This is a genomic window from Sediminitomix flava (assembly GCF_003149185.1).
Taxonomy (GTDB): Bacteria; Bacteroidota; Bacteroidia; order Cytophagales; family Flammeovirgaceae; genus Sediminitomix; species Sediminitomix flava.
Genome location: NZ_QGDO01000001.1, coordinates 1,128,405 through 1,139,836 on the forward strand (window position 1 = coordinate 1,128,405; position 11,432 = coordinate 1,139,836).

At 35.8% G+C, this 11,432-nt stretch carries 10 protein-coding genes; 9 read left to right on the forward strand and 1 reads right to left on the reverse strand.

The window, feature by feature from the left end:
- Nucleotides 1–74: 74 nt before the first annotated feature.
- On the reverse strand, nucleotides 75–500 hold the full coding sequence (locus tag BC781_RS04410) for an STAS/SEC14 domain-containing protein (protein WP_109616012.1): 426 nt from the start codon (nucleotides 498–500) through the stop codon (nucleotides 75–77).
- A 206-nt stretch (nucleotides 501–706) separates the two neighbouring features.
- Here BC781_RS04410 and tsaB point away from each other — a divergent pair, with 206 nt between their 5' ends.
- The 9 genes from tsaB to BC781_RS04455 all read left to right on the forward strand — a co-directional run bounded on the left by tsaB (nucleotide 707) and on the right by BC781_RS04455 (nucleotide 11,425).
- Nucleotides 707–1,414: a tRNA (adenosine(37)-N6)-threonylcarbamoyltransferase complex dimerization subunit type 1 TsaB gene (gene tsaB / locus BC781_RS04415; protein ID WP_109616013.1), complete on the forward strand. Its 708-nt coding sequence runs from the start codon at nucleotides 707–709 to the stop codon at nucleotides 1,412–1,414.
- 132 nt (nucleotides 1,415–1,546) lie between these two features.
- The gene (gene priA, locus BC781_RS04420) at nucleotides 1,547–4,063 is read left to right on the forward strand and encodes a replication restart helicase PriA (protein WP_109616014.1); all 2,517 of its coding nucleotides are present in this window, start codon (nucleotides 1,547–1,549) and stop codon (nucleotides 4,061–4,063) included.
- A 243-nt stretch (nucleotides 4,064–4,306) separates the two neighbouring features.
- On the forward strand, nucleotides 4,307–5,470 hold the full coding sequence (locus tag BC781_RS04425; RefSeq protein WP_109616015.1) for a hypothetical protein: 1,164 nt from the start codon (nucleotides 4,307–4,309) through the stop codon (nucleotides 5,468–5,470).
- Nucleotides 5,471–5,611: 141 nt separating this feature from the next.
- On the forward strand, nucleotides 5,612–6,040 hold the full coding sequence (locus BC781_RS04430) for an RrF2 family transcriptional regulator (RefSeq protein WP_109616016.1): 429 nt from the start codon (nucleotides 5,612–5,614) through the stop codon (nucleotides 6,038–6,040).
- 239 nt (nucleotides 6,041–6,279) lie between these two features.
- Nucleotides 6,280–7,002, forward strand: coding sequence for a phosphoadenylyl-sulfate reductase (locus BC781_RS04435; RefSeq protein WP_109616017.1), 723 nt, complete (start codon nucleotides 6,280–6,282; stop codon nucleotides 7,000–7,002).
- 181 nt (nucleotides 7,003–7,183) lie between these two features.
- A complete protein-coding gene (locus tag BC781_RS04440; RefSeq protein ID WP_109616018.1) occupies nucleotides 7,184–7,729 on the forward strand; it encodes a DUF4178 domain-containing protein in 546 nt (181 codons plus the stop codon).
- Between the two features lie 80 nt (nucleotides 7,730–7,809).
- Nucleotides 7,810–8,664 carry a hypothetical protein gene (locus BC781_RS04445; RefSeq protein ID WP_109616019.1) on the forward strand — a complete coding sequence of 285 codons (855 nt, stop codon included), beginning with the start codon at nucleotides 7,810–7,812 and terminating at the stop codon, nucleotides 8,662–8,664.
- 87 nt (nucleotides 8,665–8,751) lie between these two features.
- Nucleotides 8,752–10,344, forward strand: a complete 1,593-nt coding sequence (locus BC781_RS04450; protein WP_109616020.1) for a polyamine aminopropyltransferase — start codon at nucleotides 8,752–8,754, stop codon at nucleotides 10,342–10,344.
- A 388-nt stretch (nucleotides 10,345–10,732) separates the two neighbouring features.
- Nucleotides 10,733–11,425, forward strand: a complete 693-nt coding sequence (locus BC781_RS04455) for a succinate dehydrogenase cytochrome b subunit (RefSeq protein WP_109616021.1) — start codon at nucleotides 10,733–10,735, stop codon at nucleotides 11,423–11,425.
- The last annotated feature ends 7 nt before the right edge of the window (nucleotides 11,426–11,432 follow it).

The following is an 11,432-nucleotide window of genomic DNA, read 5'->3' on the forward strand; positions in this document are numbered from 1 at the left end:
ACTGTATTTAAAGATAAGCCCCATTCAACAATTAGGTTCAATGGGGCTTCTTTTATTCTCGATAATGTGAGTCATTAATTACTTTGAGAAAACAACCACTTTTCAGCATCTTTTTGCTCATTGAAAAATTGTGTTTCAAATGCTTTTACGGTATCATCATCAATGATTTGTTCCGTAGAAAGTTGGGCAAACATATCATTACTCATCACTACCGCGATTTTTCTTAAGCCTTCATTATCTTCAGAGTCCAAAGCTCTTGTAAACTGCTGATCTACCACCCATTTTTGTGTTTCAGGGCTAACTGTAAATAAAAAATCCACACTGTCTGATAGCGAAAATTCGGCTTCAAATTCTAAAATCAAATCTGAAAATAACATCACTTCTTCTCTGTATTCATCGTCAGTCATGCTGAAAGATTCTGGAAACCAACGATTATACATACATTTCTTATCGGCATCCCATTCAATTTTCCAATAAGCATTCTTGTGTAATAATTCCATATTGAGGAAGATCTGGTTGAAAATAAACAAACATGAAAGTATCTGATTTTTAATATGAATGATGATCAAAGCAGAGCACTGAATTACAGACGTAATGAAGTTAGATTTTATTATCTGAAATGGATTTATGATTGAGATCTTATAAAAGTTGAGAAATATGTACCTTTGTGCATTAGTTTATTGAAGGGAAAGAAGACAAGAGATAAATGATCTTAAGTATAGATACATCTACACCGATCTGTTCGGTAGCCTTACACCAAACAAATGGCGAACTTTTGGGCGTTTCAGAGCTTCACATTGACAAATCGCATTCAGCTTCTTTGGCTGTTTTGGTAGATGAGTTGGTGAGAAATACAGGAACGACTTTACAAGACCTGAAAGCAGTAGCTGTATCCATGGGACCGGGCTCTTATACAGGTTTGCGTATCGGGACGGCAACGGCTAAAGGATATTGTTATACATTGGATATTCCGATGATTGCGGTTAGTACTTTGGCTGCTATGGCACAAAATGTTAAACGTTTTGTGATGGAGGGCAAAGCATTGATTTGTCCGATGTTGGATGCAAGACGTATGGAAGTCTATACCGCTTTTTATAATAAAGATTTGGAGATGGTGAAAGAGGTACATCCGAAAGTGATCGATGAAACTTCTTTCCAAGAAGAACTAGCCGATTCTCCAATCTATTTCTTTGGGAATGGCGCTCCAAAGTCAGTGGAAGTGATTCAACACGAAAATGTGAGATTTGTAGATGGCATTTATCCGTCAGCAAAATACATTGGTGAGTTGGCTTGTCAGAAATTTGAGAAAGAAGAATTTGTGGATGTAGCTTACTTTGAGCCTTTCTATTTGAAAGAATTCCGAATGAGTCCTTCTAAGAAAAATCCTTTGGGGCTCAATAAAAAGAAGGCATAAAGTAAAATTGTAGAGATAGAAGGGTGTCTCTACAGTTTTCTTTTATATTCTCATTCGTTGAGAATAGCGAAGTAACGCATTTTTTAGCCTATAATTAGGTCGTAGTTTTAAGTAGAAGACAGAAAAGAGCTCATGCAAACTGCCATTGGGGAGATTCAAACACTTTTTGTAGACGTACTTTTACCAGTACCCATTCCGAAGTACTTTAGGTATCGTGTGCCTTCTGATATGGTAGAGATGGTACAAAAAGGTGTTCGTGTCATGGTAGAATTTGGGCGAAGAAGAATTCTTACAGGAATCATTGTAGAATCTTCGGAATTCCCTCCTTCTAGCTATCAAGCAAAATATTTACTGGATATTTTAGAAGAAACTCCGTCTGTCAATGACAAACAGTTGAAGTTTTGGAAGTGGATGGCAGATTATTACCTCTGCCATGAAGGAGATGTCTTACAAGCTGCATTACCTTCGGGCTTAAAATTGAATAGTCAATCCCGAATTCAAGTCAACCCAGACTTTGATGAAGAAGATTTAGCTGACTTATCTGACAAAGCTGTTCGTCTTTTCCGTGCAGTACGACATCAACAATCGATTCCTTACGAGCAATCAGCCGATATTCTTGAGGTCAAATCTCCATATCCTTATATCAAGGAAATGATTCAGGCTGAGGCAATCATTATTTATGAGGAAGTAAAAGAAAAATATAAGCCGAAGAAAGTCTCAAAAGTCAGACTGAATCCTACGCTATTGGAAAACGCTTCAGGTTTAGAAGAAGTTTTTACAAGTTTAGCTAAGAAACCTAAGCAAGAAGATATTCTGCTCAAATACTTAGGGCTTGTTCCTGTTTACAATGACCCGAATGTCAATGATGCGGGAGTTGACAAAAAGAAGCTGTTGGAAGAGGGGAAAGAAATGTCTCCTTCTTCACTAAAAACGTTGGTGAAAAATGGCATACTAGAAGAATTCTCGGAAGTAGTTTCCCGATTTGACGATGCTCACTTTCAGCTTTATCAAAATATGGGACATGATTTTGAGCTTTCTGAAGCCCAACAAAATGCCTATTCTCAAATTTTAGAAAGCTTCAAAACAAAAGATGCAACTGTACTTCATGGTGTAACAGGAAGTGGTAAAACAGAAATTTACATCAAATTAATCCAAGATGTAATAGAAGGAGGAGGACAAGCCTTATTCCTTTTACCCGAAATTGCATTGTCTACTCAGATGGTCGTTCGTCTGATGAAGGTTTTCGGAGATCAGTTGGGCGTTTATCACTCCAGATATTCTGATAATGAAAGAGTAGAAGTTTGGAGAGGTGTCAATGAAGGACGATTTTCTGTGATTGTCGGAGTCCGTTCGTCTATTTTTCTTCCATTCGAAGATCTTTCTCTGATTATCGTTGATGAAGAACATGAAACGTCTTACAAACAACATGAACCTGCACCAAGGTATCATGCCCGTGATATGGCACTTGTTTTAGGAAGAATGCATCAAGCCAAAGTGATTTTAGGCTCAGCAACACCTTCGGTGGAAAGTTATTACTTAGCCCAAAAAGGACAATTTGGTTTAGTAAGCTTAACAGAACGTTTTGGGAATGCGACTCTTCCAGAGATTATCATTGCAGACTTAAAAAAAGAACGTAAACAAAAGAAACTGAAAGGTGACTTCTCTAGTCGATTAGTTGATGAAGTTCGTTCAGCCATTGACAAAGAAGAGCAAGTCATTTTGTTTCAGAACCGAAGAGGATATTCTCCATTCGTGATGTGTGAAGAGTGTTCTTGGACACCTACTTGCCCTAGTTGTGCTGTGAGTCTGACATATCACATTTACAAAAATGACCTCCGATGTCATTACTGTGGCTACCGAGAGGCTACACCAAAGACTTGTGTCTCTTGTGGCTCTACCAAAATCAAAACAGTAGGAACAGGAACGCAAAAGATTGAAGAAGAAATCCAAAACTTTGTACCAGCAGCAAGGGTACAACGTATGGATCAGGATACGACTCGAAAAAAGTATGGTTATCAGCAAATCATAGAAGATTTTGAGCAAGGACATATCGATATTCTAGTCGGGACACAAATGGTCAGTAAAGGACTTGACTTTGATAATGTGACTTTGGTCGGAATCTGTAATATGGATCAAATGATGTTTTTCCCAGACTTCCGAGCGATGGAAAGAGCATTTCAGATGGCTGTACAAGTGAGTGGAAGGGCTGGACGTAAGTCTAAAGAAGGGAAAGTAGTGATTCAAACCTATAATGCTGATCATCCATTACTAAAGAAAATCATCAAGCAATATTATGAGGGGTTCTTTAGGGTTGAACTCAAGGAACGCCATCAATACAGCTATCCTCCTTTTACTCGATTGATAAAAGTTACCGTAAAATCTGAAGATCAACTTTTAGGTGAAAAAGCTGCACTCCAATTGGCTAAAGGTTTAACCCGAAGACTAGGAATTAAGCGTGTTTTAGGTCCACAAGCACCAACAATCAACAAGATAAGAAATAAGTATCTACAAGAGGTGATGCTAAAGTTTGAGCGTCAAAACTTCGATCTGTTAAAAGCAAAAGGGATTTTGAAGGAAGAAATTTTCATAATAGAAACAGAGCCATTTTTTAAGAAAGTCCAAATTGTCATAGACGTAGACCCTTTGTAAGAGATTGTGTGTTGAGGGCTTGTTTACTAATTATTCTCCATTCTTTAAGGTGATAACTATAACGTCATATGCTAAATTTGAAGCTGATGATTCATTATACATTATAGTAAAACTTAAATAAGTTCAATCGCTACTATATCTTAATTATCAAAAAATAAAACATCACATAAAAAGTTTGACCCAAAATCAATAAGTCTATATCTTAGAACTTTAATTAGATGTTTTTTAAACTTTAATAAAGTTATGAGATTTTTTATTTTACTGATTCTCTCTCTAAATATCACAATCACTGCATTTTCAAAAAACACAAATCTTGCTGGTTATTACATTGATAATGACGGCAATAGAATCGAGGGTGAATTCAAAGACTTTTCTTGGGAATTTAACCCAACGGAATTCCTCTTTAAAAGAAATGAACGTGCTCCTTACCATCAAATTTCAATTGAACAAGCAAAAGAATTTGGTTTATTGGATGGGCATAAATACGAAAGGTTTAACAACTTCAGTATTGGTTCTACTGAGAGAAATATTTTCCTAAAAGTATTAGCTGAAGGTGATGCTAATTTATATTCATATAAAGATGAAAATAAAGAACGCTTCTTTTTCAAGTTGAATACAAATAAGCTTGAAGAACTAAAATACAGTAAAACCATGGCTGATGGTGTGGAAAAAGAAGACAAAAGTTTTCAAACCCAACTATGGCAGAATTTATCTTCGGATAATGTGAATGAAAAAGACTTCGTGAAAGCTGAATATACCGAAGAGAGCCTTCAAAGAATTTTTGGACTTTACAATGGAACTGAAACAAAACTAATTCAAGCAGGTGGTTCGTCTACCTTCAATGAAAAAAATACTCGAATAGCACTGACATCTGGTTATTACTTTGGTAAAGTTGACCTTACTGAAAGTCCAAGATATTTTTATGGTCCTGAGTTTCCCGAGTTCTCAAACTTCAGAATTGGATTTGAAGCGGAATTGTACATTCCTCTTATGGGTAATCATTTGGCATTTTTCACATCACCAACCTACCTTTTTGCTACCGAGGTTAGAGGTACATCAAATACAGATGAAGAAGCCATCCTCAACTTCTCTATGGTAGAGATACCTATAGGTTTACGTTACTACCTCTTCTTTTCTGATAAAGTACAGCTTTTTGCCAACATTGCAATTGCTGGAGATTTAACTATCAACTCGACTCTCAATATGGACAGAAAATATGGAGGTTACCCAGAAAAAGAATTGAAGTCTATGATTAGTGGGTCTGTTGGACTTGGTTTCAAGTATTCAAATTTCAGTGTTGAAACAAGAATTGAACCTTACAGAAATATATTCCGTGATCATATGAGCCTTGGCAGTAATTACAGCTCCTACTCTATCATACTTGGTTATGATATCTTCAAAAAATAAAAAAAGTCTTACATAGACTCACTTAATGCTAAAAACTGTCTTTTTTAATTATCTTAAAGATTAAATATAACTCAAGCATCGTTTTAGGAATCCTTTTTATAACTTTGAACTATATTGAGAGGATAGAAAGAAACCAGACTAATGTTATCAAAAAAGACAGTTTATGCACTCCATGCACTTACTTTTTTAGCAAGAAGACATGGCGATGGCCCTATATTGATTAGCGAAGTATCTGATACCTGTAAGATACCTAAGAAATTTTTAGAGAATATTCTTTTAGAACTTAAAAACATCGGAATCCTTTCAAGTAAAAAAGGGAAAGGAGGAGGCTATTATCTCATCAAAGAGCCTGAAGATATTACACTTGCAAAGATTATTCGAATGTTTAATGGTCCGATTGCGTTGGTTCCTTGTGTAAGCTTGAATTTCTATGAGAAATGCGATAGCTGCATGAGTGAAAATGTTTGTGGCTTGAATAAGATCATGATTGAAGTCAGGGACGAAACACTAAAAATCTTAGAAAATAGCTCTCTAAGAGACGTTTTGGACAATGATGAAAAGTTTTTGTAAATTTTTAATGAAAAGTCTACCATTTTGGTAGAATTTATATAGATTTGTAAAACTTAGAATCACAATCTACGTTGTAGGAAAAACTCGAAAGAGTTTTTTTTTGCACATAAAGTCTACTAAATAGGTAGAGATTATATATTAAAGGTGAGCTAAATCATTAGAAATTGAGAAGCCAAATACCCAAACTGGTAAAAACAGGTCAAATCGATTTCTATGCTCAATTTTAAAGCATTCAGAAGATGACTTATAAAACAGATAAAGATACTTTACAAGTACTAAAAGACAGTCTTAAAGGCTTATCCCCAGTCGAAGCATTGGCTGAGTTGGCAAAGCTATTCCCAGGTAAAGTCGTTTTTTCTACTTCGCTAGGACAAGAAGATCAAGTGATCACTGACATGATCTTCAAGAATGACATTCCTGTAAGTATCTTTACACTAGACACAGGTCGTTTGTTTCAAGAGACTTACAACCTATTAGATAGTGTAAAAAGAATTTATAAGAAGCCTATCAAGGTTTATTTCCCTAAAACTGAATCAATACAGAAGTTGGTAGAAGAAAAAGGACCAAACTCTTTCTATCAATCTGTAGAAAATAGAAAAGAATGTTGCTTTATCCGTAAAGTTGAACCTTTACAAAGAGCATTGAAAGGAAATGCTATTTGGGTCACTGGACTTAGAGCTGGTCAATCTGATGCTCGTCAGGACTTAGACTCTTTAGAATGGGATGAAGCAAATCAAATTATAAAATTCCATCCTCTTATCGATTGGTCATTTGATGAAATGATCAACTACTTGGAAGAACACCAAGTGCCTTACAACAGCCTACACGATAAAGGCTTCCCAAGTATCGGCTGTGCTCCTTGTACAAGAGCCGTACGCGAAGGCGAAGATATCAGAGCTGGAAGATGGTGGTGGGAGACTTCAAAGAAAGAATGTGGTCTACACCTTAAGCCTACGAAATAACCTAGAGAAGCTAGATCAGCTACTCTAAAAGAATATTTACTTGTGAGATAATTGTGTAAAATGGGAAAATCCGCTCTTATAGAGCGGTTTTTTTTTGTCAATTAATACTAAAAACAATTCTAATAATCGGAGGATTCTATATATTTGATATAGGTGAAAATTGAAACCAAACTTTAGAAATATGCCTTTCGGTTTTTTTAAAAAGAAAAAGAAGACGGACGAACCTCACTTCGACCCGACCAATATTGGAGTTATGGATATCCGTAAAGGATTTGTCTTTGACTATGATTTGAAAACTTGGGAAGTAACTGAAGAGTTTGAATATGATTGGGGTGATGATTACTTCACTTACGAATTCAAAATTGTAAGTTCAGACGAAACACTCTTCTTGAGTATTGAGAATGACGATGAAATTGAATGTCAAGTAAGTAAAAAAATGAACTTCAGTCGTTTTGATGAAGACGTTGAAGAAAGCATTAGCTCTAAAGGTAAGCCTCCTCGTCAAATCATTTGGGAAGGAGAAGTTTATTACAGAGATTCAGAAAGTTCTGGTTACTATCGTAATATTATGGATGAAAACTTCCAACCATTTATTTCATGGGATTATTACGATGATACCGAAAAAAAGGTATTGATTATTGAACAATGGGGCGAAGATGAATTCGAAGCTTCTGTTGGAAAAGTCGTTTCACCATCAGAAATATCTAATATTTTACCAATTAGCTAAACGATTTTTTAAGCATATCGTACTAATTACTAGCATTCTAGAGAAATCTCACTTCAGATTTCTTGTTAATAAACAATCAAATGAAAAAAGCACTCCTATTATTAGCAGCCTCTTTCTTCTTTTTTAGCTGCTCATCAGATCGTATGGTAAAAAGTCCTGTGGACGAGTTGGTTCGTACTATGGATCAAGAAAAGAACTTTACCATTGTTCTTTATGACATGGACATTGAAGGCTCAATTTTCGAGACTTACAAACACAAATATAAAATCTTAACTCCTAAACCTACTGGTGAAGAAGTACAAGTCGTAAAAGACAATGGAGATACTCTCATGGTTGCGAAAGACACTATGATGGTATCTTACACAGATTGGTACGAAGTAGACGAAAAATTCTTCAATCTTCACTCATCAGACATGGGAATGGAAATCGCTCATAAGAGAGATGGTGTATTGAAAAAAGAAGTAGCGCCTGCAGGTTATTCTCAATACGTAGGAAATAAAAACTATGGTGAATGGAGAACTGATTCTTCAGGAAACTCTTTCTGGCACTTCTACGGACAATACATGTTCATGCGTTCAATGTTCAACTTGGCTACTTTCCCAATTTATGCCTCGATGTACAACGACTACGGGCGATACAGAAGCATGGGTAGACCTTATTATGGAGGTGTAGATACTAGAACAGGAAATGCGAGATATGGTACATACTCTTCGACTACTGCTAAAATGAATCCTAGTTTCTCTAACAAAATGGCTTCAAACAGCAGTTTCAGTCAGAAAGTATCGAGCAAAGTATCTAAAAGTTCAAGTGCAGCAAAAGCGGGTTCTAGATCAGTAACTTCTTCTGCCGCGAAAACTACACGTTCATCATCAAGATATGGAACAAGCTCATCCTCTTCATCAAGAAGTAGATCATCTTCTGGAGGAGGAAAATAAGCAAAAATATAGTTTAGGAAATATGAAGACCTGTAAGTGCATTCTTGCAGGTCTTCTTATTGTTTGGAATTTTGAATAGTGAAGATAATGGGCTTGAATTCAATTTTAGGTAGATCTAATTCATTGAAATTAGCACTTTTTGCCACAGGGCTTTCGGGGATTGTTGCAGAATACGTTTTGTCGACCTTAGCGACTTATTTTTTAGGTAACTCAGTATTACAGTGGACGCTCATCATGTCTTTCATGATGTTTGCGATGGGGCTAGGAAGCCGTTTAAGTAAATACATGGAACGCTACCTATTAGAACGATTTATCATTGTTGAATTTATACTTTCCATATTAGTTGGCTTCTGTGCAGTTTTAGCCTACGGAGCTTCAGCCTATGCAAGTTTCAATGAATCTCTTAGTATTTTCCGATTACCTTTTGACGGAGTTGTTATCTACACTTTAAGTATTCTAGTAGGGCTTCTCATTGGGATGGAAATCCCTCTTGTCGCACGTTTAAATGATTCATTTGAGTCTTTAAAAGTAAACATCTCCAATGTGATGGAGAAGGACTACTACGGAAGTTTGATTGGAGGATTATTCTTTGCATTTATTGGCTTACCTATTTTAGGTTTAGTCTACACTCCATTTGTACTAGGAATGGTTAACTTATTGGTAGCTTTACTTCTTTACTTCAGATTAAAAGAATTAGTAAGCCCTCATCTAAGACCTGTACTTTTTGGAAGTGGTATGGTAGTTCTGTTAATGCTAGGCGTTGGAACATTTTTAGCCAAAGATATCATTGATTTTGGTGAGCAGAAACGCTATAAAGACAAAGTAGTATTCCAAACACAAACCCCTTATCAGCGTATCGTTCTTACCCAATGGAAAAATGATCATTGGTTATACCTAAATGGACGCCTTCAGCTTAGTTCATTTGATGAGTTTCTATACCATGAACCGTTAGTTCATCCAGCTATGCAATTAGTCCCTAATGCTCAAGAAGTTCTAATTCTGGGTGGAGGTGATGGATGTGCTGCTCGTGAAGTTTTGAAATATTCTTCTGTGCAAAATATAACTTTGGTGGACCTTGATCCTGAGATGACAAAACTTGCTAAGACAAACCCTATCCTCACAGAATTAAATAAGAATTCGCTCAATAACCCCAAAGTAAATGTGATCAATGGTGATGCTTATAGGTACATGGAAGAAACGCAATCCTTCTACGATGTCATCATTATTGATTTCCCTGACCCTAAATCAATTGAGCTAGCAAGACTTTACTCTCAAGAAATGTACTTCCGCTGTTATCAGCACCTAAGACCTCATGGTAGTCTGGTCGTACAATCGGGAAGTCCTTATTACGCAACCAAAGCTTTTTACTGTATTCAGAAAACCCTCCAGTCCGCAGGTTTTGAAAATGTGGTACCAATGCACAATCAAGTACTCACAATGGGTGAATGGGGATGGATGCTTACATCTAAAAAACTTTCAACAGATCAAATAAAAGACGTTCTTCAAAAAGATAAATTAGAAGAAATTGACACAAGATGGCTAACGCAGGATGGTATGAAACAAATTACTTCATTTGGCAGAAACTTAGTTGACATAGATTCTGCTAACTTAGAAGTGAACAAAGTTCATAACCCTGTTTTGGCAGAATATTACAACAAAGGCAACTGGGATCTCTACTAATAAAATCTCTTCAAAAATTTTCATAAGTCTGTGTAAACAATACGCTTAAACAAGTTGTTGAGCAAAAAAGCAGATAATTAAAATTTAAGGAGGTGATTTTCATTCTTTAGAAAAAGGTGATGATAGTTATAATAAATCAAGGTAAAATTATATAAAAATTAATTTTCGTGTAAAAACAACGATTAATTGACTAGCTATTAGCATTGAAATTCAGCATGTTGCCACATTTGTAAATGAATAAAAATGATATTTTTGTTTATTTAGAATGAGTCAAAATATCAAATGAGTGAGGAAAATTATTGTAAGATTTTCTTTCCGAGTATAATTTTGACAACAAAGAGTTAAGAAAGATTCAATTTAACACTAAACACTAAACAATTAAGTTGGTATGAGTTGGCTAACTAGATCACTGAGCAGTTCAGTAGGGAAAAAGCTTTTAATGGCTCTTTCTGGATTGTTCTTCATCCTGTTCCTTACAGGACACGTTATCGGTAACACGCAATTATTCAAATTAGATGATGGCGAGGCATTCAATAAATATGCTTTGTTCATGACTACGAATCCTGCGATTAAGATTTTGTCTTATTTGACATATTTCTCAATCATCTTGCATGTTGCTTATTCATTATTGTTGACAAGACAAAACAAGAAAGCAAGAGGTAACGTACGTTACGCTGTGACAAACAAGTCTCACAAAACTTGGTCATCGGCAAACATGGCTCTTCTTGGATCATTGATTTTGTTTTTCTTGATCACGCACTTAGCAATGTATTGGGCAAAAATGCACGGCTTCTGGGGCCAAATGCCAATGGTAGAGTACGACGGTGTAGAATATAAAGATCTCTATGCTTTAGTAGTAGAATCTTATAAAAGTTTACCAATGGTTCTTTTCTATGAAGTTTCTATGCTTTTAGTTGGTTTCCACTTATGGCATGCTTTTGCTTCAGCATTCCAAACTTTAGGTTTGAACCACAAGAAATATACTCCATTCATCCAAGCTTTGGGTAAAGGGTATACAGTAGTAGTTTGCGGATTGTTCGCAGCTATGCCTCTATTCATTTATTTCGTTGTAAACGCTTAGTGCAAAG

Coding starts and splice junctions, on each gene's coding strand:
- BC781_RS04410 (WP_109616012.1), bottom strand. CDS start 500: ATGGAATTATTACACAAGAATGCTTATTGGAAAATTGAATGGGATGCC.
- tsaB (WP_109616013.1), top strand. CDS start 707: ATGATCTTAAGTATAGATACATCTACACCGATCTGTTCGGTAGCCTTA.
- priA (WP_109616014.1), top strand. CDS start 1,547: ATGCAAACTGCCATTGGGGAGATTCAAACACTTTTTGTAGACGTACTT.
- BC781_RS04425 (WP_109616015.1), top strand. CDS start 4,307: ATGAGATTTTTTATTTTACTGATTCTCTCTCTAAATATCACAATCACT.
- BC781_RS04430 (WP_109616016.1), top strand. CDS start 5,612: ATGTTATCAAAAAAGACAGTTTATGCACTCCATGCACTTACTTTTTTA.
- BC781_RS04435 (WP_109616017.1), top strand. CDS start 6,280: ATGACTTATAAAACAGATAAAGATACTTTACAAGTACTAAAAGACAGT.
- BC781_RS04440 (WP_109616018.1), top strand. CDS start 7,184: ATGCCTTTCGGTTTTTTTAAAAAGAAAAAGAAGACGGACGAACCTCAC.
- BC781_RS04445 (WP_109616019.1), top strand. CDS start 7,810: ATGAAAAAAGCACTCCTATTATTAGCAGCCTCTTTCTTCTTTTTTAGC.
- BC781_RS04450 (WP_109616020.1), top strand. CDS start 8,752: ATGGGCTTGAATTCAATTTTAGGTAGATCTAATTCATTGAAATTAGCA.
- BC781_RS04455 (WP_109616021.1), top strand. CDS start 10,733: ATGAGTTGGCTAACTAGATCACTGAGCAGTTCAGTAGGGAAAAAGCTT.